Genomic DNA, 24,725 nt, shown 5'->3' with positions numbered 1-24,725 from the left:
TCCGACGCCGCCGCCGTAGGGTGGCCCGCATGGGGATCATCGGGGTTCCGGCGGGATGGCCCGCCGAGGAGGCGGCGGCGCTGGACGTCCAGCGCGCCCTGCGCGGGCGGCTCGTGCTCGACGAGGACGGGCCGGCCGTGGGGGAGGGGCACGTCACCGGGCTCGACGTGGCCTACGACGACGAGCGGGACCTGGTGGCCGCGGCCGCCGTGGTCCTGGACGCCGGATCGCTGGAGGTGGTCGAGGAGGCCACCGCCGTCGGCCGGGTCTCCTTCCCTTACGTACCGGGGCTGTTGGCCTTCCGGGAGATCCCCGCCGTGCTCGCCGCCCTGGACGCGCTCACCGCCGACCCGGGGCTCCTGGTGTGCGACGGCTACGGGCTCGCCCATCCGCGCCGCTTCGGTCTCGCCTCCCATCTCGGGGTGCTCACCGGACGGGCCGCGATCGGCGTCGCCAAGAACCCCTTCACCTTCACCTACGAGCAACCCGGCTCCGCACGGGGCGACTTCGCGCCTCTCCTCGCCGAAGGAGAGGAGGTGGGAAGGGCGTTGCGCACCCAGCGCGGCGTCAAACCGGTCTTCGTCTCCGTCGGCCACCGGATCTCCCTCGACAACGCCTGCGCCCACGCCCTCGCGCTCTCCCCGCGCTACCGCGTCCCCGAGACCACCCGGCACGCCGACGCGCTCTGCCGTCGCGCGCTCAAGGAGGCGCGGGCCGAAGAAGGCGCGGGCTGACGGCGACACGGGCCGAAGGCGACACGGACCGAAAAGGCACCACGCGCGGCTGAGTAGCGGCTGAGTACGCGTACGGATGTCCGCTGTCAGACCCCCACGGCACAGTGGGCCCCATGACAACCCCCGTCACCACGGGCCCCGGCCGTCGCTCCGGCGGCCGCGCGCTGCCCGCCGTCCTCGCCGTCGCCGCGCTCTCCGCGCTCGCCTGGACCTGCGCCATCCTGTACGTGCTCGCCGACTGGACCACCGGATGAACGGGCGGCTGCGCTGCGTCGTGCTCGACTGCCCCGACGCCTTCGGACTCGCGGGGTTCTACCGGGAGTTGCTCGGCGGAGAGGTCGAGTCGCCCGATGCGGCGCTCGCCGTCGGCGCCGGTTCCGCCGTGCTGCGCGACGCGCACGGCCCGGTCCTCGCCTTCCAGGACGTCGCCGACCACCAGCCGCCCGTCTGGGGCGCCCCCGAGCAGCAGTTCCTGCTCGACATCCGGGTCCCGGACCCGGCCGCCGCCCACGAGAGGGTGCTCGCTCTCGGAGCCGTACCGCTCGGCGACGCGGGCGAGTCGGCGGGCGCGCCGCTGTGGCGGGTCTACGCCGATCCGGCCGGGCATCCCTTCCGGCTCATGGGGCCCTGAGGCCGCCTCCCGACGGCGCTTCGAGCGGGCGCGGGACGGGCAGGATGTCCGGATGGACCTGCACGCCACCTCACGACGCCTCGTCTCCTCCGGTTCGCCGCTCGAACCGGAGATCGGCTTCTCCCGCGCGGTACGGCTCGGCCCGTACGTCTCCGTCGCCGGTACGGCCCCGATCGCGCCCGACGGCACCACCGCCGCGCCCGGCGACGTCTACGCCCAGACCGTCCGCTGCCTCGACATCGCCGAGGCCGCGCTCCGGGAGACGGGCGCCGGGCTCGCCGACGTCGTCCGCACCCGCGTCATGCTCACCGACGCCACCACCTGGCGCGAGGCGGCCCGGGCCCACGGCGAGCGCTTCGCCGGCGTCCGGCCCGCCTGCACCTTCGTGGAGGTGTCCCGCTTCATCGACCCCGCCTGGCTGGTCGAGGTCGAGATCGACGCGGTGGTCGCCCCCGCCACCGGCACCCCCGACATGATCGGCTGGTGACGCGCGCCCCCGGACGGCCGCGTCCGGGGGCGCACGTCACCCGCGTCCCTCCGGGCGCGCGCGTCGCCCGCGCTACTCGCTGTGCGCCACCCGGAAACGCAGCCCCGCGGCCCGCAGCCGGGAGATCAGGGCGTCGCCCATCGCCACCGCCGTCGTGACCTGGCCCGCCGTCTTCGGCAGCGGGTCCAGGGCGAGGCAGAGGGCGGACTCGGCGAGCATCTTCGCCGTCTCGTCGTAGCCGGGATCGCCGCCCGACACCTCGGTGAACACCCGCCGTCCGCCGCCCTCGCCGACGAAGCGGACCGTGAACCAGCTGCGGGCGCGCCGCTCGGCCGAGGGGCCGGAGCCCGCCGCGTAACGGTCCATCAGCCAGCGGCGCACGGGCGGTACTTGGGCCGTGGCGAGGGTCGCGGCGAGCGCCGCCGTGCCGCCGAGGGCCATCGGCAGCGTCTTCACCGAGGCGTAGTGCCGGTAGCGGAAGTCGGGGCCGTACCGTTCGAGCGCGGCGGCCGAGCGGGCCACGACCTGCGGGTCCAGGGTGGGCAGCGGCAGCGCCCAGGTGCCCGTCTCGGCGCTGAACCGGGGCCCGCCCAGCGGCGCGCGGGCCCGCCGGCCCACCAGGCGGGGCGCGTGCAGACGGCGTTCGCGGGCCGCCCGCAGCATCTGCGGGCCGCGCCCGAAGGCGGTCAGCGCGGAGGCGAAGGTGCCGCCGGAGAAGACCGCGCCGGCCCGGACGAAGCCGTCGATCCGCAGCGGCACGCCCTCGGGCAGCTGCCGGACGGTGAAGAGCACCCCGAGGTCGTGCGGGACGGAGTCGAAGCCGCAGGCGTGCACGATGCGGGCGCCCGTTTCCCGGGCGCGGGCGTCGTGGCGGACGTACACGAGGTCGACGAACTCGGGCTCGCCGGTCAGGTCCAGGTAGTCGGTGCCGGCCTCCGCGCAGGCCGCGACCAGGCCCTCGCCGTACCAGACGTACGGGCCGACGGTGGAGGCCACCACCCGCGCCGACCCGGCCAGCGCCCGCAGCGAGGCGGGGTCGCCGGAGTCGGCGGTCAGCAGCGGAAGCCCGGCGAGGTGCGGCCGGCCGGCGGCGAGCCGGTCGCGCAGCGCCGCCAGCTTCGCCGGCGAGCGGCCGGCGAGGGCCCAGCGGAATCCGGCGGGGGCGTGCTCGGCCAGATACTCCGCGGTGAGCTCGCCCACGAACCCGGTGGCCCCGTACAGGACCACGTCGTACGGCCGCTCCGCCGTCTCCCGCCCGGGCTCCCGCCCCGCGCCCGCCCCTGTCTCCATCGAGCCCCACTCCCGTCCCTCGGCGATGTCGTCGGCGGAGGATAGCGGACCCGGCCGCCCCGTCGAATTTCCAAGCGCTTGCTCGGCCGGGGGGCTTGTGCCGAGTGGAACACGTTCCTAGCATCTCCGGTGTTACATCATTGGTGTCACACACTCTGGGGGCTCGATGAGCACGAGGCAGACCGAGCGGACCGGCCCGCTCGCCGGTGTCCGGGTCGTGGAGCTCGCCGGCATCGGCCCCGGCCCCTTCGCCGCCATGCTCCTCGCCGACCTCGGCGCCGACGTCGTCCGCGTCGACCGGCCCGGCGGCCCGGGGCTCGGCGTCGACCCGGCCAAGGACCTCACCAACCGCAACAAGCGCTCGGTCCTCGTCGACCTCAAGGCCGCCGACGGCCCCGCGGTCCTCCTCGACCTGGCCGAGCGCGCCGACGTCCTGATCGAGGGCTACCGGCCCGGCGTCGCCGAACGCCTCGGCGTCGGCCCCGAGGAGTGCCTCGCCCGCAACCCCCGGCTCGTCTACGGCCGGATGACCGGCTGGGGCCAGGACGGTCCGCTCGCCCCCACCGCCGGACACGACATCGGCTACATCGCCGTGACCGGCGCCCTCGGCCTCGTCGGCCCCGACCCGGACGGCCCGCCGAGCATCCCGGCCAATCTGCTCGGCGACTACGCGGGCGGCTCGCTCTACCTCGTCGTCGGCGTCCTCGCCGCCCTCCAGCACGCCCGGACGCACGGCGAGGGCCAGATCGTCGACGCCGCCATCGTGGACGGAACCGCCCACCTCACCACCATGATCCACGCGATGCTCCTGGCCGGCGGCTGGCAGGACCGGCGCGGGGTGAACCTCCTCGACGGCGGCTGCCCCTTCTACGGCGTGTACGCGACCTCCGACGGCGGCCACATGGCGGTCGGCGCCCTGGAGGAACGCTTCTACGACGAGTTCGCCCGGCTCCTCGACCTGGCGGAAGCCGGGTCCCTCCGCCGCGACCTCGCCCGCTGGCCCGAGCTGCGCGAGGCCGTCGCCGCCCGCTTCCGGAGCCGTACCCGCGCCGAGTGGACCGAGGTCTTCGAGGGCACCGACGCCTGCGTCGCCCCCGTCCTCTCGCTCCGCGAGGCCCCCGCCCACCCGCACCTCGCGGCCCGCGCCACCTTCGCCGAGCACGGCGGACTCGTCCAGCCCGCGCCCGCGCCCCGCTTCTCCGCCACCCCCGGCACCCTCCGTACCGGCCCCGCCCTGCCCGGCGCCGACACCGCCGAGGTCGCCCGCGACTGGGCCGTCCCCGCCCTGCACACCCAGGAGTCGAAGACCGCATGAAGCGCACGCTCTACACCGAGGACCACGAAGCCTTCCGGGCGGTCGTCCGCACCTTCCTGGAGAAGGAGGTGCTGCCCCACTACGCGCAGTGGGAGAAGGACGGCATCGTCTCCCGCGAGGCCTGGCTCGCCGCCGGCCGGCAGGGCCTCCTCGGCCTCGCCGTCGAGGAGGAGTACGGCGGCGGGGGCAACCCCGACTTCCGGTACGCCTCCGTCCTCGCCGAGGAGTTCACCAGGGCGGCCGCCCCCGGCCTCGCCATCGGCCTGCACAACGACATCATCGGCCCCTACCTCACCAAGCTCGCCACCGACGAGCAGAAGCGGCGCTGGCTGCCCGGCTTCTGCTCCGGCGAGATCGTCACCGCCATCGCGATGACCGAGCCCGGTGCCGGCTCCGACCTCCAGGGCATCCGCACCACCGCCGAGGACCACGGCGACCACTGGGTCCTCAACGGCTCCAAGACCTTCATCTCCAACGGCATCCTCGCCGACCTGGTGATCGTCGTCGCGAAGACCACCCCCGAGGGCGGCGCCCACGGCCTCTCCCTGCTGGTGGTCGAGCGCGGCATGGAGGGCTTCGAGCGCGGCCGGAACCTCGACAAGATCGGCCAGAAGTCCCAGGACACCGCCGAGCTCTTCTTCAAGGACGTCCGCGTCCCCAAGGAGAACCTCCTCGGCGAGCTCGACGGCGCCTTCGTCCACCTGATGACCAACCTCGCCCAGGAGCGCCTGGCCATCGCCGTCGCGGGCATCGCGGGCGCCGAGCACCTCCTGGAGCTCACCACCCGCTACGTGAAGGAGCGCGAGGCCTTCGGCCGGCCGCTGGCCAAGCTCCAGCACGTGCGGTTCGAGATCGCGGAGATGGCCACCGAGTGCGCCGTCACCCGCGCCTTCGTGGACCGGTGCATCGCCGAGCACGCCGACCCCTCCGGCCTCGGCCTCGACCCCGTCAACGCCTCCATGGCCAAGTGGTGGGCGACCGAGCTCCAGAAGCGGGTCGCCGACCGCTGCCTGCAACTGCACGGCGGATACGGCTACATGAGCGAATTCCCGGTGGCCCGCGCCTTCACCGACGGCCGCATCCAGACCATCTACGGCGGCACGACGGAGATCATGAAGGAGATCATCGGCCGCTCCCTCCTCGGCTGACCCCAGACCTCCCCGCTCGTAGCAAACCCTCACCGCGAAAGGCTTCCCGTGAGCACCGAAGCGTACGTGTACGACGCGATCCGCACCCCGCGCGGACGCGGCAAGGCCAACGGCTCCCTGCACGGCACCAAGCCCATCGACCTCGTCACCGGCCTGATCCGCGAGATCCAGCGCCGCAACCCGAGCCTGGACCCGGCGGCGATCGACGACATCGTCCTCGGCGTCGTCGGCCCGGTCGGCGACCAGGGCTCCGACATCGCCCGGATCGCCGGCATCGCCGCCGGTCTCCCCGACACCGTCGCCGGCGTCCAGGAGAACCGCTTCTGCGCCTCCGGCCTCGAAGCGGTCAACATGGCCGCGATGAAGGTCCGCTCCGGCTGGGAGGACCTCGTCCTCGCCGGCGGCGTCGAGTCGATGTCCCGGGTGCCGATGGCCTCCGACGGCGGCGCCTGGTTCGCCGACCCGATGACCAACCTGGAGACGAACTTCGTCCCGCAGGGCATCGGCGCCGACCTCATCGCCACCATCGAGGGCTTCACCCGGCGCGACGTCGACGAGTACGCCGCCCTCTCCCAGGAGCGCGCCGCCACCGCCTGGAAGGAGGGCCGCTTCGCCCGCTCCGTCGTGCCGGTCGTCGACCGGGCCGGGCTGACCGTCCTCGACCACGACGAGTTCATGCGCCCCGGCACCACCGCGGACTCCCTGGCCAGGCTGAAGCCGTCCTTCAAGGACATCGGCGAGCTCGGCGGCTTCGACGCGGTCGCGCTGCAGAAGTACCACTGGGTCGAGGAGATCGACCACGTCCACCACGCGGGCAACTCCTCCGGCATCGTCGACGGCGCCTCCCTCCTCGCCGTCGGCTCCCGGGAGGTCGGCGAGCGGTACGGGCTGACGCCGCGCGCCCGGATCGTCGCGGCGGCCGTCTCCGGCTCCGAGCCCACCATCATGCTCACCGGTCCCGCCCCGGCCGCCCGCAAGGCGCTCGCCAAGGCCGGCCTCACCATCGACGACATCGACCTCATCGAGATCAACGAGGCCTTCGCCGCGGTCGTCCTGCGCTTCGTCAAGGACATGGGCGTCTCGCTGGACAAGGTCAACGTCAACGGCGGCGCGATCGCGCTCGGCCACCCGCTCGGGGCCACCGGCGGCATCATCCTCGGCACCCTCGTCGACGAGCTGGAGCGCCAGGACAAGCGCTACGGCCTCGCCACCCTCTGCGTCGGCGGCGGCATGGGCATCGCCACCATCGTCGAGCGCGTCTGACCCCCGTCCGCATCCCTCACACCGGCCACCGGAGAAGCATCAGCATGAGCGAGAGCACCACCATCCGCTGGGAGCAGGACGCCACGGGGATCGTCACCCTCGTCCTCGACGACCCGAACCAGTCCGCCAACACCATGAACCAGGCGTTCCGTACGTCGATCATGGCCGTCGCCGACCGCCTGGAGGCCGAGAAGGACTCCATCCGCGGCGTCATCTACACCTCCGCGAAGAAGACCTTCTTCGCCGGCGGCGACCTCAAGGACATGATCCAGGCGGGCCCCGAGCACGCCGAGGACATCTTCGGGGCCGCGATGGACATGAAGCGCGCCCTGCGCCGCATCGAGACCCTCGGCAAGCCGGTCGTCGCCGCCCTCAACGGCGCCGCCCTGGGCGGCGGTTACGAGATCGCCCTCGCCTCCCACCACCGGATCGCGCTCGACGCGCCCGGCTCCAAGATCGGCCTGCCGGAGGTCACCCTCGGCCTGCTGCCCGGCGGTGGCGGCGTCACCCGCACCGTCCGCCTCATGGGCATCACCGACGCCCTCCTGAAGGTCCTCCTCCAGGGCACCCAGTACGCTCCGAAGCGCGCCCTCGACAGCGGACTGATCCACGAACTGGCCGCCACCCCCGAGGAGATGATGGCCAAGGCCATCGCCTTCATCGACACGCACCCGGAGTCCGCGCAGCCCTGGGACGTGCCCGGCTACCGGATCCCCGGCGGCACCCCGTCGAACCCGAAGTTCGCCGCCAACCTCCCGGCGTTCCCGGCCAACCTGCGCAAGCAGCTGAACGGCGCCCCCTACCCGGCCCCGCGCAACATCATGGCCGCCGCCGTCGAGGGCTCCCAGGTCGACTTCGAGACCGCGCAGGTCATCGAGTCCCGGTACTTCACCGAGCTGGTCACCGGCCAGACCGCGAAGAACATGATCCAGGCGTTCTTCTTCGACCTCCAGGCCGTCAACTCCGGCGCCAGCCGCCCCAAGGGCGTCGAGAAGCGGCAGGTCCGCAAGGTCGCCGTGCTCGGCGCCGGAATGATGGGCGCGGGCATCGCCTACTCCTGCGCCCGCGCCGGCATCGAGGTCGTCCTCAAGGACGTCACCGACGAGGCCGCCGCCAAGGGCAAGGCGTACTCGGAGAAGCTCTGCGCCAAGGCCGTGTCCCGGGGCCGCACCACCCAGGAGAAGGCCGACGCCCTCCTCGCCCGGATCACCCCGACCTCCGACCCGCAGGCGCTGGCCGGCTGCGACGCGGTCATCGAGGCCGTCTTCGAGGACACCGCGCTCAAGCACAAGGTCTTCCAGGAGATCCAGCACGTCGTCGACGCCGACGCGCTGCTCTGCTCCAACACCTCGACCCTCCCGATCACCGTCCTCGCCGAAGGCGTCGAGCGCCAGACCGACTTCATCGGCCTGCACTTCTTCTCCCCGGTCGACAAGATGCCGCTGGTCGAGATCATCAAGGGCGAGCGCACCGGCGACGAGGCCCTGGCCCGCGCCTTCGACCTGGTCCGCCAGATCAACAAGACGCCGATCGTCGTCAACGACTCGCGCGGCTTCTTCACCTCGCGCGTCATCGGCCACTTCATCAACGAGGGCGTGGCGATGGTCGGGGAGGGCATCGAGCCCGCCTCCGTCGAGCAGGCCGCCGCCCAGGCCGGCTACCCGGCGAAGGTCCTCTCCCTCATGGACGAGCTGACCCTCACCCTCCCGCGCAAGATCCGCAACGAGACGAAGAAGGCGATCGAGGAGGCCGGCGGCACCTGGGTCACCCACCCCGGCGAGGTCGTCATCGACCGCATGGTCGACGAGTTCGCCCGCCCCGGCCGCAGCGGCGGCGCCGGCTTCTACGACTACGCGGAGGACGGCAGGCGCGGCAAGCTCTGGCCGGGCCTGCGCGAGCACTTCACCAAGCCCGGGTACGAGATCCCCTTCCGCGACATGCAGGAGCGGATGCTCTTCTCCGAGGCCCTGGACACCGTCCGCCTCCTGGAGGAGGGCGTCCTGACCTCGGTCGCCGACGCCAACATCGGCTCCATCATGGGCATCGGCTTCCCGGCCTGGACCGGCGGCATCCTCCAGTACGTCAACGGCTACGAGGGCGGCGTCGCCGGCTTCGTGGCCCGCGCCCGCGAGCTGGCGGAGACGTACGGCGAGCGCTTCGCCCCGCCGGCCCTCCTGGTGGAGAAGGCCGAGCGCGGCGAGACCTTCACGGACTCCTGAACGCGGAGCGCAACTCCTCGCTGAGGGACCGCTGAAAGGCGGTGACGAGGGCCTGGACCACGATCGGCTGCATGTGCGCGGACAGCGACTTCATGGCGGTCAGGTGGTCCGGGTCCTCCCCGCTCTCCCGGTACGGGTTCCACACCTCCTCCTGGAACAGCCGCGCCAGCTCCTGGGCGGCCGACCGGGCGTGGTCGAGCAGCACCGTGCGGGAGGCGAGGATCGTGTCGTGCTCGATCGGCACGTCGAGCATCTCGACACCGAGCCGCAGCAGCGAACCGTCGAGCCGGAACACCTCGGTGTCGCCGGTCGCCTCCAGCACCCCCATGACGGCGAGCCGTTCGACGTCCCGGTCGGCCAGCTCCCGCCCGGCGCGCCGCTCCAGCTCCCGCCGGGTGATGGTCTCGGCGGACTCCGGTGCCCAGGACGCCACGAGCGCCCGGTGCACCGCGAGGTCCTGCGCGCTGAGGTCGGGCGGCAGCTGCTCCAGGTACCGCTCGATCGCGGCCAGCGTCATGCCCTGCCGCTGCAGCTCCTCGATCAGCGCGAGCCGGGCCAGGTGCTCGGCGCCGTACCACCCGACCCTGCGGGGCCCGATCACCGGCGGCGGCAGCAGCCCCCGCGTCCCGTAGAACCGCACGGTCCGCACCGTCATCCCGGCCCGGGCCGCCAGCTCGTCGACGGTGTACCCCGGGGGCAGTCCCTCGCCGCTCTCGTCCTCCATGGTTCAACAGTATTGCTGTCTCACCAGGACTGTAAAAGCCCTCAGAGTGCGGTTTCGACGGAGGCGAAGGTGACGCCGTGGTCGGCCAGCGCCTCGGCGACGACCCCGCCGGACGCGGTGAGCGCCAGGAGCAGGTGCTCGTCGCCGATCTCCCGGTCCTTGCGGGCCAGCGCCACGCGCAGCGACTTCTCCAGGACGGCCTTCGCCTCGCCCGAGAACGGGCGGCGCCCGGAGCGCCTGCGGCGGGCGGAGAACGCCCCTGCCCCATGGGTCTCCTCGACGCGCGCGACGATCGCGTCGACGTCGATCCCGAGTCCCGCCAGCGCCTCGGAGTCCGCCCGGGAGAGACCGGCCCGCCGCCGCGCGTCGGCGAGCGCCGCGACCAGCGCGCCCCGCCGCTCCGCCGGACAGAGCCGCCCGAGCACCCCCGCCGCCCGGGTCCCGTCCCGGTCGAGCAGCGCGAGCAGCAGGTGCTCGGCGGTCACGGCCTCCGCCCCGCTCCGCTCCGCGTGCTCGGCCGCCCCCTTCACCACGTCCCGGGCCGCCTTCGTGAACCGCTCGAACATCACTGCCTCCCGTACTTCTTGTGAACGGCCTGCCGGCTGACCCCCAGCTCGGTGGCGATCTCCTGCCAGGACCACCCCTGGTCACGCGCACCGCGCACCTGGACTGCCTCCAGCTGTTCCAACAGCCGCCGCAGGGCGGACACGGCCCGCAACCCCACCCGGGGATCACGGTCGCCGGCCCGCGCGGCGAGATCGGTCGCATCGGTCATGCTGTCAATCTAGGTTGACACCCCCGACCTGTCAACTGCAGTTGACACCCGCCGTTGTCGGTGCCGCCGCCTACCGTGCCCCCATGAGCGAGATCGAGTACGTACGCGGCGACGCCACCGCGCCCCGGGGCGAAGGCGTCCGGATCATCGCCCACGTCTGCAACGACGTGGGCGGCTGGGGGAAGGGCTTCGTGCTCGCCGTCTCGCGCCGGTGGCCGGAGCCCGAGGCGGCCTTCCGCCGCTGGCACCGGGAGCGGGCGGGCAACGACTTCGGCCTCGGCGCGGCGCAGTTCGTGCGGGTCTCGCCGCACCTCTGGGTGGCGAACCTGGTGGGGCAGCGGGGGATCCGTACCGTGCGGAGCCCCGGCGTGCCCGTGCGGTACGAGGCGATCGACCGGGCGCTGGGGCGGCTCGCCGAGCGGGCCGCCGAGCTGGGGGCCTCGGTGCACATGCCGAGGATCGGCTGCGGGCTCGCCGGCGGGACGTGGGAGCGGGTGGAGCCGCTGGTGCGGGAGCGGCTGGTGAGCCGGGGGATACCGGTCACCGTGTACGACTTCGGCGCGTAAGGGGCGCGCGGCGGGGGCGGGCCGGTGAGGCGCGCCCCCGGGGGTTAGAGTCGGCGGCCGGTCCGCGTCGGCGGGCGGGAACAGGGGAGTGGGATGTACGCGCAACTCAGGGAGACGGCGGCGGAATTGGCCGGGGTCCTGTGGCGGGAGCACACGGTGTACCGGGAGCGGGGCGGGGGCGTCGTCATCCGCGGCGAGCACGTGCGCCGGTGGATCAGCCTCGCCCCGACGGGCGGCAAGGACCAGGCGCTGCTGCGGGCCGGGCGGATACTCGACGGGGGGACCACGGCCCCGGCCCGTACCGAGGTGGTCGTCGACCTGACGGCGCCGGTCGCCGAGCTGGCCACCGTCTGCCGGCGGATGCTCGCCGAGGTCGCCGCGGCGGCCGACGCGGGTCGGGGCGGGGACGTGGACGCCGGGCCCTCGCGGGCAGGCCGGCCGGGCAAGGGGCGGAAGGCGCGCAAGGAGCCGAAGGCTCCGAAGGCTCCGAAGGCGCCCAGGGCCTCCGCGGCGGGGACGGGCAGGAGCCGGCACACGAGCGCCGGCTCCTGGGTGGTGCTGGTTCTGGTCGGGATCGCCGTGGCCGCCTGGGCGTACACCCTCTTCGGCGGCCCCGGCTACTGACGCCCCGGGATCAGAAGCCGGTCACCGGGTAGTGGTCCGACAGGTTGGTGTACGTGTACGTCGTGCCCCAGCTGGAGACCGACCACGGCGCGGACGACTCCAGGACCACGTGGTTCGTCCAGTTCGCCGGGCGGGCGTTGCCGGCCCGGTACAGGACGTAGTCGAGGTCCTCGCGCGGGTCGTCCGGGTAGCGGTCCGCCGCGATCGAGTTCAGCTCGGTGTCGAAGGAGTACGGGTGCCCGGTGCGGGCGTCCGCCCCGGCGAGGCCCGCGTCGGCGAGCATCGTCGCGTACTCGGGCGTGCGGGAGTCCACGTTCATGTCGCCCGCGACGATCACCTGCTCGCCCGCCGGGATGTTCTTCGCGTCGAGGAAGGCGTCCATCGCCTTGAACTGGCGGCTGCGCATCTGCGCCGCCTCGCCCGCCGAACAGCCCGGGTCGGTGGACTGGGCGTGGGTGCCCACGACGTGCACGCGGCTGCCGTTCACGTCGAGGACCGAGTAGACGAAGCCCTTGTTCGAGTACCAGTCGGCGCCGCACGCGTCCTTGTAGACGTACTGCTCCTTGCGGACGATCGGCCACTTGCTGAGGATCGTCACCCCGCCGTCCTCGGGCGTGGTCGCCGAGTAGGCGCCGCTCGTGGCGTCCCAGCCGGTCTTCGAGCGGCCCATGACGGGCGTCTGGTGCGGGTAGGCCGCCGCGGCGTTCGCCTTGAGGGCGTCGGAGGAGGAGTTGTCGAAGGCCTCCTGGATCACCACGACGTCCTGGCCCTGGAAGAACGGGGCGGCGGGGATCGCCCGGGCCCGGTGGTCCTGTCCCCAGTTCGGGTACAGCGTCTTGCTGAAGAGGAAGGCGTTGTACGTGAGCACCTTCAGGCGGGGCGCCGCGGCGGCCTCGGGGGCGGCGGAGGCGGCGGGCGCGGTCGCCGCCAGGGTGGCGGCCGCGAGCGCGAGGGACACGGCGACACCGGGGATGCGGCGGAACGTGCTGAGGGACACGGGAACTCCCGTCGAGTGGTGGGGGGTTGTGCTCGGCGCGGCACATACAACCAGCCGTAGTTACCTTCCGGTAGCCTCCAGGTGCCGGGAATCTTGCCCGCGTCGTACGAGCGCGCCAACGATCACGGGGGTGTACGATCCGCCGGTTTCCGGACCAGGTAGGATGCGCGCCATGACGACCCTCGCCTCCAACGCCAAGATCTTCGACATGGACCTCGGCCCGCTCAACCCGGTCTGGGCCGAGCTCATCCTCGGCTTCGCCGTGTTCTTCGTGACCTTCTTCTTCCTGGCGAAGGTGATCCTCCCGAAGATCAAGCGCACGATCGAGGAGCGCGAGGACGCCATCGACGGCGGCACCGAGCGCGCCGACGACCTGCGCTCCGAGGCCGCGGACATCCGCGCCCAGTACGAGGCCGAGCTGGCCGAGGCCCGCCACGAGGCCGCCCGTATCCGCTCCAAGGCCGTCGAGGAGGGCTCCGCCGCCATCGCGGCCGCCCGCGCCGAGGGCCAGGCCGAGCGCGACACGATCCTCGCCGCCGGCACCGCGAAGATCGCCGCCGAGCGCGAGGCCGCCGAGCGCGAGCTCAACGCCGACGTCGACGCCTGGGCCCACGCCCTCGCCGGCCGCATCGTCGGCGAGCCGGTCGGCGCCGACCGCGCCTGACCGCACAGCACACCACCACGCCGGGGCCGTTCCCGGGGCCGACAAGCCCCCGGGACCGGCCCCGCCGTCGTCCGTACGCCCCGAAGGCGCACCCTGGAGGGGCGGCCACCGAGGCGAGAGGCAGGGGACCCCGCATGACCACCGACGACGAGGCGACGACCATCCCGGCGACGTCCACCGCGACCGGCTCCGCCGCGACCCCGGCCGCGCCGCCCGCCCGCGCGACCGGCCGGAAGGACCCCGACCCCGCCCCGCCGCCCGTCGGCGGCGTGCTCTGGTCCGTCGCCGGGGACGTCCGCGCGCTGCTCATGCTGCCCGCCGCGCTCACCATGCAGGTCGCGCACCCGGCGATCGGGGCGGGCGTCGACGAGCACTCCGTCTTCCGGACCGACCCCTGGGGGCGGGGCGAGCGCTCGCTGCGCTCCGTGCAGCTCTGGGTGTACGGGGGAGAGGCCGCCGCCGCCGAGGGGCGGCGGCTGCGCGCCCTGCACCGGGACATCCAGGGCACCGACGCCCACGGGCGCCGCTACCACGCCCTCACGCCCGCCTACTACGCCTGGGTGCACGCCACCGGCTACCCCGTCTACCGGCACGGCCTCGCCCTGCTCCACCGCCCGCTCACCGAGGCCCAGGACCGCCGGCTCTACGCCGAGTGGCTCCAGGTCGGCCGGATCCTCGGCATCCACGACCGGGACATGCCGCAGACCGTCGAGGAGTTCTGGCCCTACTACCGCACGGTCCTCGCCGAGGAGCTGGAGGCCACCGCCGTGGTCCGCGAGCTCATCGACCCGGACGCCCCCGTCCCCGCCCCCGACCGGGGCCCGCTCCTCCTGCGGCTCGTCCTGCGCCCCCTCTGGCCGGTGCTCCGCCGCCCCTTCCAGCGCATCCGCGCCTTCCTCACCATCGGCCTGATGCCGCCGGACGCCCGCGCGGCGATCGGCCTGGAGTGGACGCCGGAGCAGGAGCGGAGGCTGCGCCGGATCGCCGGGATCGTCCGCGTGGTCGTCCCCGCGCTGCCCGAGCGGCTGCGCTACCTGCCGCTCGCCCGGCGCGCCAGGGAGGCCGCCCGCCGCGCCCCGCGCTGACCGGACGGCCTCCCGTACGGATCCGGTCCGATCCGGAAGAGACGGCCTAGCGGTGCTCGTGCACCCCGTTCGTCGCCGCGATCTTCTTCCACGACTTCGGCTGGACCGGCGCCGGAGCCGGCGCCGTCCGGGCCACGGAGGCCGGAGCGGCGGCGGCCGACGGGCCGGCCGCCGGCTTGGCCGGCTCGTACAGCCAGGTCTCGAAGAGCTCCGCCAGCGGCTTGCCGGAGACCTCCTCGGCGTACCGGACGAAGTCCGCCACCCGCGCGTCACCGTGCGCGAACCGCTGCGGCCACCCCTTCAGGATCGCGAAGAAGTCCTCGTCGCCGATCTCGTTCCGCAGCGCCTGGAGCGCCAGCGCGCCCCGGTCGTACACGGCGACGTGGAACTGGTTCTCCGGCCCCGGGTCGCCCGGCTTCACCGTCCAGAACGGGTCCTCGGCGGTCCGCAGGGCGTACACGTAGTCCGCCAGCTCCTGGGCGGTGCCCTCGCCCTCCTTCTCCGACCACAGCCACTGGGCGTAGCGGGCGAAGCCCTCGTTGATCCAGATGTCCTTCCAGTCGCGCACCGAGACGCTGTCGCCGTACCACTGGTGGGCCAGCTCGTGGACGACCACGGAGACGTTCGAGCCGTTGGCGAACTGGCGCGGGCTGTAGAACGGCCGGGTCTGCGTCTCCAGGGCGTAGCCGCTGGTGACGTTGGGGACATAGCCGCCGAGCGCGTTGAACGGGTACGGGCCGAAGGCCTCCTCCAGCCACTCCGCGACCTCGGCGGTCCGCTCGATCGAGGCCCGGGCCGCGCCCGCGTGGTCGCCGAGGTCCTTGCTGTAGGCGTTGAGGACCGGCAGTCCGTTCGCGGTCGTGTCCGTCGTGATGTCGAACTTCCCGACCGCGAGCGTGGCCAGATACGGCGCCTGCGGCTTGTTGGAGCGCCAGTTGAAGCGGGTCCAGCCGAGCCGCGAGGACTGCGACTGGAGCACGCCGTTGCTGATCGCCTGGGTGCCGTCCGGCACCGAGACGGACACGTCGAAGGTGGCCTTGTCGCGCGGGTGGTCGTTGGACGGGAACCACCAGGCGGCCGAGTCCGGCTCCTGCGCGGCGACCCCGCCGTCCGGGGTGCGGTGCCAGGCCGACCAGCCGCCGACCTTGAACTCGGACGGCTTGCCCGCGTACCGGACCACCACCGTGACCTGCCGGTTCTTCGCCAGCGGCACGGCCGGAACGATCTCCAGCTCGTGCTCCCCGGTGGCCTTGAACGAGGCGCGCCGGCCGTCGACCCGCACCTCGCTCGCCTTCAGGCCCAGGTCGAGGTTGAACCGGGAGAGGTTCTGCGTGGTCGTCGCCAGGATCGTCGCCGTCCCCTCCAGGAGGTCGGTCGCCGGCTGGTACTTCAGGCGCAGGTCGTAGTGGGAGACGTCGTAGCCGCCGTTGCCTGCGGTGGGGTAGTAGGAGTCGCCGATGCCCGGCGCGCCCGGGACGTAGTCGGCCGCCGAAGCCGGGATCGCCAGCAGCAGCGCGGCCGCGAGGGCGCTCGGAAGGATGATTCTGCGGTGCACGGAGGGCTCCCCAAGTCGAGGGTGACGTAAGACGCGTGGGTGGCGTCTGTCCTTGATCCGGACTTGTTCGGACTCTATGAAGCACGCGACGGAGGGTCACGTAAAGGGCGCCTTCCGTCACACGATCGCCATTCGGCCGACATGAAGCACCGGTTCACCCGTTTCCCGCACGCGGTCTTCCGCACCCCGGGCGGGGCGAGTACGGTCCCGCCATGCCGATGCCCGCGCCCGTGCCGAAGCGTCCGCGTGCCGCCCGCCGCGCCCTGGCCCTCGCCGCCGGGGCGGCCCTCCTCGGGCTGCCCCTCGTCGCCGTCCCGGCGAAGGCGGCGGTCCCCGAGGCGCCGCCCGCCCCGCCCCGGACCGGCTTCGAGGCGAGCGGCGGGGCCCGCTGGACGACGGACGCGGAGGAGCGGGACTTCCTCGCCGCCGTCGACCGGCGCAGCGCGCGGCTCGCGGTCACCACCATCGGCACCACCGAGCAGGGCCGGCCGCTGCGGCTCGCCGCCCTCGGCCCGGCGCGCGGCGCGACCACGGTGCTGCTCGTCTGCAGCCAGCACGGCGACGAGCCGGCCGGGCGCGAGGCCTGCCTCACCACCGTCCGGGACCTCGCCCTCGCCCGCGACCCCGGGACGCTGCGGCTGCTCGCCCGCACCACCGTCCTCGTGGTGCCCAACGCCAATCCCGACGGCCGCGAGGCCGACACCCGGGGCAACGCCGCCGGCATCGACGTCAACCGCGACCACCTCGCCCTGCGCACCGCCGAGGCCCGCGCCCTCGCCGCCGTGATCCGCGACCGCGAACCCGACCTCGTCCACGACCTCCACGAGTACGGCGCCACCCACGGCTACTACGACAAGGACCTCCTCGCCCTCTGGCCGCGCAGCCTCGACACCGACGCCCGCGTCCACGCCGAGTCCCGGGTCCTCTCGGAGGAGTACGTCCGCCCCGGCGCCGCCCGAGCGGGCCGCACCCACGGCGTGTACGGCATCTGGACCGACCCCTTCACCGGCCGCCCGGTCAAACAGGTCGCGGGCGACGGCCAGGAGCGCATCCTGCGCAACACGGCCGGGATCAAGCACATGGCCGCCCTCCTCGCCGAGACGCGCGAGGACCCGCTCGGCGAGGCCGAGGAGCGCGACCCGGCCCTCTCCCAGCGGCGCAGGGTCGCCACCCACCTCACCGCCCTGAAGGACGTCTTCGCGTACGTCTCCGAGCGCCGCGCCCCGCTCACCGCGGCCACCTCCGCCGCCCGGCTCACGGGGCTCGCCGACGAAGGCCCCGTCTACCTCGGCGGCGCCGACAACGACCCGCCCGAGCCCGCCGAGATCATCGCCGACCCGCCGTGCGGCTACCGCCTCGACGCCGCCCAGTACGCCGAGGCCGGCGACGAACTCGCCCTGCACGGCGTGGCGTCGAGCCGGACGCCGGACGGCGGCGCGTACGTCCCGCTGCGCCAGTCGCAGCGGCTCCTGGTCCCGCTGCTCCTCGACGGGCGCGCCTCCTACCACCTCGTCAGTGGGCGTCCTGTGGAGGAGTGTTGACGTTTCCGTGGGCAAGGTGGGGCTTGTCCGATCGGTCCCGTTGGGGCAGGTAAAGTTACCGGCCGGTACTGACCATGCCTCAAACGGGCCGTCACGGCCCCGACTTGGAGAAACACATGTCCCACGCGACGCGTGCGCGCCGCACCCTGCCCGCCCTGTTCGCCACGATGCTGCTGGCCGGGGGCCTGCTGCTCGGACAGACCGCCGCCGCCCCGTCGGCCGAGGCCGCCTCCGGCCGCACCTGCAACCCCGCCCAGCTGTACAACCAGGCCCGCGCCGAGCGCGACCGGGCCGCCCAGCTCAAGCGCCTCAAGGCCTACGAGGAGTCCCGCCGCGCCTACGCCCGCGCCGACGCCCTGCAGCGCCGCGCCAAGCAGTGCGAGCGCGCCGACGAGGTCGTCGCCCCGCCGTTCGGGAGGTGACCCGCGCGGGACGCGCTGCGCGTCCCGCCGGCCCGCCGAAGGCCCCCGTCCCGCGCGGACGGGGGCCTTCGGCCGTACCCCTCACCCCGTCGCGAGCTCCGCCGCCCGCCGCGCGCAGCCCCACGCCACCGTGACCCCGGCGCCCCCGTGCCCGTAGTGGTGCACCAGCAGACCGCCGCCCGGCAGCCGCACCGCCTCGACGCGCACCCCGCCGGCCCGGGCCGGACGCAGCCCCACCCGGTGGCCGAGCACCCGGGCCCCGGCGATCTCCGGCCGGATCCGCGCACAGCGCGCCACGATCCCCGCCGCCGTCGCCGCGTCGGGCTCCCGCCCCTCCGCACCCTCCTCGGCCGTCCCGCCGAGGACGAGGCGTCCCGGCTGCGGGAAGAAGTACGTCGTCTCCGCCGCCCCCGCGTCCGCGGCCGTGAACCACTCCTCGACCCCCGGGTTCTCCACCAGCACCAACTGCCCCCGCACCGCCCGCAGCCCGGCGTCCGGCACCAGCTCCCGCGCGGCGAGCCCCGCGCAGTTCACCACCACCGGCGCCGCCGCGGCCGGCTCCTCCAGGCCCGCGGCCGCCCGCCGCTCGACGACCCCGCCCGCCGCCTCCAGGCGGCCCCGCAGCCACGCCAGGTGGACCGGCATGTCGATCAGCGGCAGCCGGGCCCCGAGCCCCGTCGCGTACGGCCCCGGGACCTCCCCGGGCGGCAGCTGCCGCAGCCCCGGGACCCGGGCCGCCCACGTCCCGAGACCGTCCAGGCGCGTGTCCGCGTGGACCCCCGGCACCCACCGCACCCCGGTCTCCTCCGGCGCCGCGGCCAGCTCCCGGTACACCTCGAGGGACTCCAGCGCCCAGCCCCCCGCCTCCTCCGCCGGCTCGATCCGGTACGGCCACCACAGGGCGCCCGCCACCGCCGACGTCGTCGCCTCCACCGGGTCCCGGGCCCAGACCCGCACCCGCGCTCCCCGCTCCGCCAGTGTCACCGCCGTCGTCAGCCCGACGACCCCGCCGCCCACCACGATCACGTCGCTGCCCATGCCCGGACCGTACCCGGGCGGCCCCCGCCGCCCACGTAGGATGCGTGGTCTGATGACTGCCACTCTCGTCGCCAAGGACCTCGCCGCCGGCCACGGCGAACGCACCCTCTTCGCCGGGCTCGACCTCGTCGTCGCCCCCGGCGACGTCATCGGCCTCGTCGGCGTCAACGGCGCCGGCAAGTCCAGCCTGCTGCGGCTGCTCGCCGGGCTCGACACCCCCGAGGAGGGCGAGGTCCGGCTCTCGCCGCCCACCGCCACCGTCGGCCACCTGCCGCAGGAGCCCGAGCGGCGCGCGGGCGAGACCGTGCGGGAGTTCCTGGCCCGCCGCACCGGCGTCGCCGCCGCCCAGGCCGCGATGGACGAGGCCACCCAGGGCCTCGTCGACGGCACGCCCGGCGCCGACGACGCGTACGCCACCACCCTGGAGCGCTGGCTCGACCTCGGCGGCGCCGACCTCGACGAGCGCGCCGAGGAGGTCGCCGCCTCCCTCGGCCTCACCATCGGCCTCGACCAGCCGATGACCGGCCTCTCCGGCGGCCAGGCCGCCCGCGCCGGCCTCGCCTCCCTCCTCCTCTCCCGCTACGACGTCTTCCTCCTCGACGAGCCCACCAACGACCTCGACCTCGACGGCCTGGAGCGCCTGGAGGCCTTCGTGAAGGGGCTGCGGGCCGGCACCGTCGTCGTCAGCCACGACCGCGAGTTCCTCACCCGCACCGTCACCAAGGTCCTCGAACTCGACCTCGCCCAGCAGCAGATCACCCTCTACGGCGGCGGCTACGACGCCTACCTGGAGGAGCGGGCCACCGCCCGCCGGCACGCCCGCGAGGAGTTCGAGGAGTACGCCGACAAGAAGTCCGCCCTGGAGAGCCGCGCGCTCATGCAGCGCAACTGGATGGACAAGGGCGTCCGCAACGCCCGCCGCAAGGCCACCGACAACGACAAGATCGGCCGCAAGCTCCGCGGCGAGTCCAGCGAGAAGCAGGCCGCCAAGGCCCGCCAGACCCAGCGCATGATCGAACGCCTGGACGTCGTCGAGGAGCCCCGCAAGGAGTGGGAGCTGCGGATGGAGATCGCCGCCGCCCCCCGCTCCGGCTCCGTCGTCGCCACCCTCCGCGACGGCGAGGTCCGCCGCGGCGACTTCACCTTCGGCCCCGCCACCCTGCAGATCGACTGGGCCGACCGCGTCGCCGTCACCGGGGCCAACGGCGCCGGAAAGTCCACCCTGCTCGCCGCCCTCCTCGGGCGCCTCCCGCTCGACTCCGGCCACGCCGTCCTCGGCTCCGGCGTCGTCGTCGGCGAGGTCGACCAGGCCCGCAGGCTCTTCCACGGCACCGAGACCCTCCTCGAAGCCTTCTGCGCCGCCGTCCCCGACACCGAACCGGCCGACGTCCGCACCCTGCTCGCCAAGTTCGGCCTCAAGGCCGACCACGTGCTGCGCCCCGCCACCACCCTCTCCCCGGGCGAACGGACCCGCGCCGCCCTCGCCCTCCTCCAGGGCAGGGGCGTCAACCTCCTCGTCCTCGACGAGCCCACGAACCACCTCGACCTGCCCGCCATCGAACAGCTGGAGTCCGCCCTCGACTCCTACGAGGGCACGCTGCTCCTGGTGACCCACGACCGCCGCATGCTCGACGCGATCCGGGTCGACCGCCGGATCGAGGTCGCCGACGGCAAGGTCACCGAACTCTGATGGGCGTCGCCTTCGGCTGGGGGCCCGTCGAGGCACGGGCCCTCGCCGCCGGAGCGGGCTGCCTGGTCGTCGTCGACGTGCTGTCGTTCACGACGGCCGTCGGCGTCGCGGTCGAGGCCGGCACGGCCGTGTACCCGTACCGCTGGCGGGACGCCACGGCCGCCGCCTACGCCCGCGAGAAGGACGCCGTCCTCGCCGTCGGCCGCGGCGAGGCCACCGGGGCTCACCCGTGGTCGCTCTCCCCGGCGGCGCTCCGCTCGGCCCCCGCCCCGGCCCGGCTGGTCCTGCCGTCCCCGAACGGCTCCACGATCGCCGCCGAGGCCGGGACGGCGACCGTCGTCGCCGCCTCGCTCCGCAACCGCACCGCCGTCGCCCACTGGCTCGCCGGCCACGGATACGGCTCCGGGGCACGCCCCCTCGCCGTGATCGCCGCCGGCGAACGGTGGCCGGACGGCTCGCTGCGCCCCGCCCTGGAGGACCTCCTCGGGGCCGGCGCGGTCCTCGACGCCCTGCGCACCCTCGCGCCGGGGCTCCCCCTGACCCCGGAGGCGACCGCGGCGGCCACGCTGTGGGCGGCGACGGACGACCCGGCCGCCGCCTTGCACGGCTGCGACTCGGGCCGTGAACTGTACGAGTACGGCTATCCGCGGGACGTGGAGGTGGCCGCCGAAGCCGACGCGTCGACGGCCGTCCCCGTCCTCGCGGACGGCGCATTTACGGAGGCACCATGACCGACGACAGCGTGACCCGGCTCCTCGCGATGCTGGACGACCTCGACGCGGACGTCGACGCCACGATCGACCTCGCCGACGAGATCGCGGCGGGCGGCGACCGGACCCTGCTGCCGCGCCTGGAGTCCGAACTGGACCGGGCCGTCGCCGAGCGCAACGGCTACGCCCGCGAACTCCTCGGCGGCGTCCTGGCCGCCCTCGGCGGCGCTGACACCCTCCCGACCCTGGTCCGGGCCTCGGCGGTGGACCTCGGCGACGACCAGGACGGCCTGGCCGCCGAGATCGTCGACCTCGTCCAGGCCGACCCGAAGACCGCCGAGCGCGTCCTCCGCCCCCTGACGGACGACGACGACCTCACCGTCTCGAACCGAGCCGACTGGGCGCTGCGCTTCCTGCCGTAGCCGCCGGGCCCGCGGCCACGCCCGCGAGCCGACCCGCGACAGCCGCCGAGCCGGACGCCCCGGAGGGAGTCCGGCCCGGCGGCATGCCCGACGGCGGCCCGGCGAGCGGGTGCCACCTGGTCCGCGGTGCGGGCCGCCGTCCGGTCCGCCTTGTGGGCAGCCGTGCGGGCCGCGGCATGGTCCGCCGTGTGGTTCGCCGTCCGGTGCGCCGTACCGGCCGCCGTGTGGTTCGCCGTCCGGGCGGCCGCCTCGGGCAGCCGTGGGGGCCGCCGCCTCGGGCCGCCGCGCGGGTCGCCGCCCGGTCCGCCCTGCAGGCCGCCGCCCCGGTCCGTACGCGCGCCGCCCCCGGTCCCGCCGTTCGGGCGGGGCCGGGGGCGGCGGCGTGGGGTGTCAGCGGCGCTTGCCGCCGCCCTCGCCGAAGAGCCCCGCCTTCCGGAGGGCGTCCGCCATCGCGCTGTTCGCCGGCGCGGCGGCCTGGCCGCGGCCCTGGCCCTGGTTCTGGCCCCTGCCCTGGGCGCGTCCCTGGCCCTGGCCCTGGCCCTGGCCGCGCCCCTGGCCCTGCCGCTGCTGGGGCGGGCGGCCGCCGCGCTCCCGCCCGGGTGCGGAGTCCTGGGCCGCCGCCTCGTCCTCCAGCCGCAGCGTCAGCGAGATCCGCTTGCGCGGGATGTCGACGTCGAGGACCTTCACCTTCACCACGTCGCCCGGCTTCACCACGTCCCGCGGGTCCTTGACGAAGGTCTTCGACATGGCCGACACGTGCACCAGACCGTCCTGGTGGACACCGACGTCCACGAACGCCCCGAACGCGGCCACGTTCGTGACCACGCCCTCCAGGACCATCCCCGCGACCAGGTCGCCGATCTTCTCGACGCCCTCCTTGAAGGTGGCCGTCTTGAAGGCGGGTCGCGGGTCGCGCCCCGGCTTCTCCAGCTCGCGCAGGATGTCGGTGACCGTCGGCAGACCGAAGGAGTCGTCGACGAAGTCGGCCGGCCGCAGCGACCGCAGCGTCCCCGTGTCGCCGATCAGCGCCGCGACCTCGCCGCCGGTGGTCTTGGCCATCCGCCGCACCACCGGGTACGCCTCCGGGTGCACCGCCGAGGCGTCCAGCGGGTCGTCGCCGCCCCGGATGCGCAGGAAGCCCGCGCACTGCTCGTACGCCTTCGGGCCGAGCCTGGACACGTCCTTCAGCGCCTTGCGGGAGCGGAAGGGGCCGTGGGCGTCGCGGTGCGCGACGATGTTCTCGGCGAGGCCGGAGCTGATCCCGGAGACCCGCGAAAGCAGCGGCGCCGACGCGGTGTTGACGTCGACGCCGACGCCGTTCACACAGTCCTCGACGACCGCGTCGAGCGAGCGGGAGAGCTTCGTCTCGGCGAGGTCGTGCTGGTACTGGCCGACGCCGATCGACTTCGGGTCGATCTTCACCAGCTCGGCCAGCGGGTCCTGGAGCCGCCGGGCGATGGACACCGCGCCGCGCAACGACACGTCCAGGCCCGGGAGTTCCTGCGAGGCGAAGGCGGAGGCCGAGTACACCGAGGCGCCGGCCTCCGAGACCATCACCTTCGTCAGGTTCAACTCCGGGTGCTTGGCGAGCAGTTCGGTGGCGAGCTTGTCGGTCTCGCGGGAGGCCGTGCCGTTGCCGATGGCGACCAGCTCGACCGCGTGCTCCTTCGCGAGCCGCGCCAGCTTCGCCAGCGACTCGTCCCACTTGTTGGCCGGGACGTGCGGATAGACGGTGTCGGTGGCGACGACCTTGCCGGTCGCGTCGACCACCGCCACCTTCACGCCGGTACGGAAACCGGGGTCGAGGCCCAGCGTCGCCCGGGTGCCGGCCGGCGCCGCGAGCAGCAGGTCCCGGAGGTTCGCCGCGAAGACCCGGACCGCCTCGTCCTCGGCGGCCGTCCGCAGCCGCACCCGCAGATCGATTCCGAGGTGCGTGAGGATCCGGGTGCGCCAGGCCCAGCGGACCGTGTCCTGGAGCCACTTGTCGCCGGGACGCCCCCGGTCGGCGATGCCGAAGCGGCTCGCCACCATCGGCTCGTACGACGACGGCCCGTCGGTGGCCTCCTCCGGTTCCAGCTCCAGGCTGAGGACGTCCTCCTTCTCGCCGCGCAGCATGGCGAGCACCCGGTGCGAGGGGAGCGCGGTGAACGGCTCGGCGAAGTCGAAGTAGTCGGCGAACTTCGCGCCGTCCTGCTCCTTGCCCTCGCGGACCTTGGCCGCGAGCCGCCCCCGGCCCCACATCCGCTCCCGCAGCTCGCCGATGAGGTCGGCGTCCTCGGAGAACTTCTCGGTGAGGATCGCCCGCGCGCCCTCCAGGGCCGCGGCCGCGTCCGCCACGCCCTTGTCCGCGTCGACGAAGGCCGCCGCCGCGGCGGCCGGCTCCACCGACGGGTCGGAGAGCAGCCCCTCCGCCAGCGGCGCGAGCCCGGCCTCGCGGGCGATCTGCGCCTTGGTGCGCCGCTTCGGCTTGAACGGCAGGTAGATGTCCTCCAGGCGCGCCTTGGTGTCGGCGGCCAGGATCCGGGCCTCCAGCTCCTCCGTCAGCTTGCCCTGCTCCCGTACCGAGTCGAGGACGGCGGTGCGCCGGTCCTCCAGCTCGCGCAGGTACCGCAGCCGCTCCTCCAGGGTGCGCAGCTGCGCGTCGTCGAGCATCTCGGTCGCTTCCTTGCGGTAGCGCGCGATGAACGGCACGGTGGAGCCGCCGTCGAGCAGCTCGACCGCCGCCCTGACCTGTCGCTCGCGTACGCCGAGCTCCTCGGCGATCCTTGCTTCGATGGACGTCGTCACCGTGTCCCGACCCGTCTGCTCGTACCACTGGCTTGCCC

The 24,725-nt window shown here is 74.2% G+C and carries 25 protein-coding genes; 17 read left to right on the top strand and 8 right to left on the bottom strand.

The genetic code is table 11. From position 1 onward, the window contains the following. The first annotated feature begins 29 nt into the window (after positions 1–29). The 4 genes from AB0E19_RS05690 to AB0E19_RS05675 all read left to right on the top strand — a co-directional run bounded on the left by AB0E19_RS05690 (position 30) and on the right by AB0E19_RS05675 (position 1,852). Entirely contained in the window at positions 30–734 is a 705-nt protein-coding gene (locus AB0E19_RS05690) for an endonuclease V (RefSeq protein WP_362173738.1), read from the top strand. Positions 735–847: 113 nt separating this feature from the next. Further along, entirely contained in the window at positions 848–988 is a 141-nt protein-coding gene (locus AB0E19_RS05685; RefSeq protein WP_360609339.1) for a hypothetical protein, read from the top strand. After that, positions 985–1,365 (top strand): VOC family protein, encoded by a 381-nt coding sequence (locus tag AB0E19_RS05680; protein ID WP_362173734.1) that lies wholly within the window; start codon positions 985–987, stop codon positions 1,363–1,365. The genes AB0E19_RS05685 and AB0E19_RS05680 overlap by 4 nt, the downstream gene beginning before the upstream one ends. A gap of 52 nt (positions 1,366–1,417) precedes the next feature. After that, entirely contained in the window at positions 1,418–1,852 is a 435-nt protein-coding gene (locus AB0E19_RS05675; protein ID WP_362173731.1) for a RidA family protein, read from the top strand. Between the two features lie 72 nt (positions 1,853–1,924). Here the strand turns inward: AB0E19_RS05675 and AB0E19_RS05670 are convergent, their stop codons facing one another. Next, positions 1,925–3,142, bottom strand: coding sequence for a saccharopine dehydrogenase NADP-binding domain-containing protein (locus AB0E19_RS05670; RefSeq protein WP_362173728.1), 1,218 nt, complete (start codon positions 3,140–3,142; stop codon positions 1,925–1,927). Between the two features lie 166 nt (positions 3,143–3,308). Between AB0E19_RS05670 and AB0E19_RS05665 the strand changes: the two genes are divergently transcribed. Genes AB0E19_RS05665 through AB0E19_RS05650 form a run of 4 tightly spaced genes read left to right on the top strand, consistent with a single transcriptional unit; the run spans position 3,309 to position 9,087 of the window. Next, entirely contained in the window at positions 3,309–4,457 is a 1,149-nt protein-coding gene (locus AB0E19_RS05665) for a CaiB/BaiF CoA-transferase family protein (RefSeq protein ID WP_362173725.1), read from the top strand. Continuing rightward, positions 4,454–5,605 carry an acyl-CoA dehydrogenase family protein gene (locus AB0E19_RS05660; protein WP_362173722.1) on the top strand — a complete coding sequence of 384 codons (1,152 nt, stop codon included), beginning with the start codon at positions 4,454–4,456 and terminating at the stop codon, positions 5,603–5,605. The genes AB0E19_RS05665 and AB0E19_RS05660 overlap by 4 nt, the downstream gene beginning before the upstream one ends. A 48-nt stretch (positions 5,606–5,653) precedes the next feature. Next, entirely contained in the window at positions 5,654–6,868 is a 1,215-nt protein-coding gene (locus AB0E19_RS05655) for an acetyl-CoA C-acetyltransferase (RefSeq protein ID WP_362173719.1), read from the top strand. A 44-nt stretch (positions 6,869–6,912) separates the two neighbouring features. Further along, on the top strand, positions 6,913–9,087 hold the full coding sequence (locus AB0E19_RS05650) for a 3-hydroxyacyl-CoA dehydrogenase NAD-binding domain-containing protein (protein WP_362173716.1): 2,175 nt from the start codon (positions 6,913–6,915) through the stop codon (positions 9,085–9,087). On the opposite strand, the gene AB0E19_RS05645 is transcribed toward AB0E19_RS05650, so the two are convergent. Genes AB0E19_RS05645 through AB0E19_RS05635 form a run of 3 tightly spaced genes read right to left on the bottom strand, consistent with a single transcriptional unit; the run spans position 9,074 to position 10,586 of the window. Then, positions 9,074–9,811, bottom strand: a complete 738-nt coding sequence (locus AB0E19_RS05645) for a MerR family transcriptional regulator (protein ID WP_362173713.1) — start codon at positions 9,809–9,811, stop codon at positions 9,074–9,076. The two genes, AB0E19_RS05650 and AB0E19_RS05645, sit on opposite strands and share 14 nt — an antisense overlap. A gap of 41 nt (positions 9,812–9,852) precedes the next feature. Then, positions 9,853–10,377 carry a Clp protease N-terminal domain-containing protein gene (locus AB0E19_RS05640; protein ID WP_362173710.1) on the bottom strand — a complete coding sequence of 175 codons (525 nt, stop codon included), beginning with the start codon at positions 10,375–10,377 and terminating at the stop codon, positions 9,853–9,855. After that, the gene (locus AB0E19_RS05635) at positions 10,377–10,586 is read right to left on the bottom strand and encodes a helix-turn-helix domain-containing protein (RefSeq protein WP_360609349.1); all 210 of its coding nucleotides are present in this window, start codon (positions 10,584–10,586) and stop codon (positions 10,377–10,379) included. The genes AB0E19_RS05640 and AB0E19_RS05635 overlap by 1 nt, the downstream gene beginning before the upstream one ends. An 83-nt stretch (positions 10,587–10,669) precedes the next feature. Here AB0E19_RS05635 and AB0E19_RS05630 point away from each other — a divergent pair, with 83 nt between their 5' ends. Together AB0E19_RS05630 and AB0E19_RS05625 are read left to right on the top strand one after the other, a co-directional pair. Beyond that, a complete protein-coding gene (locus AB0E19_RS05630; protein ID WP_362173707.1) occupies positions 10,670–11,152 on the top strand; it encodes a macro domain-containing protein in 483 nt (160 codons plus the stop codon). Positions 11,153–11,245: 93 nt separating this feature from the next. Further along, complete coding sequence (locus tag AB0E19_RS05625) at positions 11,246–11,776, top strand: hypothetical protein (protein ID WP_362173704.1); 531 nt, start codon at positions 11,246–11,248, stop codon at positions 11,774–11,776. A gap of 10 nt (positions 11,777–11,786) precedes the next feature. Here the strand turns inward: AB0E19_RS05625 and sph are convergent, their stop codons facing one another. Further along, positions 11,787–12,773: a sphingomyelin phosphodiesterase gene (gene sph, locus AB0E19_RS05620; RefSeq protein ID WP_362173701.1), complete on the bottom strand. Its 987-nt coding sequence runs from the start codon at positions 12,771–12,773 to the stop codon at positions 11,787–11,789. 172 nt (positions 12,774–12,945) lie between these two features. On the opposite strand from sph, the gene AB0E19_RS05615 reads away from it, so the two are divergent. Together AB0E19_RS05615 and AB0E19_RS05610 are read left to right on the top strand one after the other, a co-directional pair. Further along, a complete protein-coding gene (locus tag AB0E19_RS05615) occupies positions 12,946–13,437 on the top strand; it encodes a hypothetical protein (RefSeq protein WP_362173698.1) in 492 nt (163 codons plus the stop codon). Between the two features lie 134 nt (positions 13,438–13,571). Continuing rightward, positions 13,572–14,522 carry an oxygenase MpaB family protein gene (locus tag AB0E19_RS05610; RefSeq protein ID WP_362173695.1) on the top strand — a complete coding sequence of 317 codons (951 nt, stop codon included), beginning with the start codon at positions 13,572–13,574 and terminating at the stop codon, positions 14,520–14,522. A 46-nt stretch (positions 14,523–14,568) separates the two neighbouring features. Here the strand turns inward: AB0E19_RS05610 and AB0E19_RS05605 are convergent, their stop codons facing one another. Next, the gene (locus AB0E19_RS05605) at positions 14,569–16,077 is read right to left on the bottom strand and encodes a M1 family metallopeptidase (RefSeq protein WP_362173692.1); all 1,509 of its coding nucleotides are present in this window, start codon (positions 16,075–16,077) and stop codon (positions 14,569–14,571) included. A 212-nt stretch (positions 16,078–16,289) separates the two neighbouring features. Here AB0E19_RS05605 and AB0E19_RS05600 point away from each other — a divergent pair, with 212 nt between their 5' ends. Together AB0E19_RS05600 and AB0E19_RS05595 are read left to right on the top strand one after the other, a co-directional pair. After that, entirely contained in the window at positions 16,290–17,618 is a 1,329-nt protein-coding gene (locus AB0E19_RS05600; RefSeq protein ID WP_362173689.1) for a M14 family metallocarboxypeptidase, read from the top strand. 116 nt (positions 17,619–17,734) lie between these two features. After that, complete coding sequence (locus AB0E19_RS05595) at positions 17,735–18,040, top strand: hypothetical protein (RefSeq protein ID WP_189946093.1); 306 nt, start codon at positions 17,735–17,737, stop codon at positions 18,038–18,040. An 81-nt stretch (positions 18,041–18,121) separates the two neighbouring features. On the opposite strand, the gene AB0E19_RS05590 is transcribed toward AB0E19_RS05595, so the two are convergent. Next, positions 18,122–19,078: an FAD-dependent oxidoreductase gene (locus AB0E19_RS05590; RefSeq protein ID WP_362173686.1), complete on the bottom strand. Its 957-nt coding sequence runs from the start codon at positions 19,076–19,078 to the stop codon at positions 18,122–18,124. Between the two features lie 52 nt (positions 19,079–19,130). Here AB0E19_RS05590 and AB0E19_RS05585 point away from each other — a divergent pair, with 52 nt between their 5' ends. From AB0E19_RS05585 to AB0E19_RS05575, 3 genes are read left to right on the top strand one after another with little or no spacing between them, the layout of a single operon-like run. Then, positions 19,131–20,768 (top strand): ABC-F family ATP-binding cassette domain-containing protein, encoded by a 1,638-nt coding sequence (locus AB0E19_RS05585; protein WP_362173683.1) that lies wholly within the window; start codon positions 19,131–19,133, stop codon positions 20,766–20,768. Beyond that, a complete protein-coding gene (locus tag AB0E19_RS05580; RefSeq protein WP_362173680.1) occupies positions 20,768–21,499 on the top strand; it encodes a 2-phosphosulfolactate phosphatase in 732 nt (243 codons plus the stop codon). Before AB0E19_RS05585 ends, AB0E19_RS05580 begins: the two co-directional genes overlap by 1 nt. Next, positions 21,496–21,900: a hypothetical protein gene (locus AB0E19_RS05575; RefSeq protein ID WP_362173677.1), complete on the top strand. Its 405-nt coding sequence runs from the start codon at positions 21,496–21,498 to the stop codon at positions 21,898–21,900. The genes AB0E19_RS05580 and AB0E19_RS05575 overlap by 4 nt, the downstream gene beginning before the upstream one ends. 390 nt (positions 21,901–22,290) lie before the next feature. Here the strand turns inward: AB0E19_RS05575 and AB0E19_RS05570 are convergent, their stop codons facing one another. Beyond that, a complete protein-coding gene (locus AB0E19_RS05570) occupies positions 22,291–24,687 on the bottom strand; it encodes a Tex family protein (protein ID WP_362173674.1) in 2,397 nt (798 codons plus the stop codon). Positions 24,688–24,725: the final 38 nt, after the last annotated feature.

Source organism: Streptomyces sp. NPDC047974, assembly GCF_040653375.1.
GTDB lineage: Bacteria > Actinomycetota > Actinomycetes > Streptomycetales > Streptomycetaceae > Streptomyces.
The sequence above is the reverse complement of the archived record's forward strand: the minus strand, read 5'-3'. Positions and strand labels throughout refer to the sequence as shown.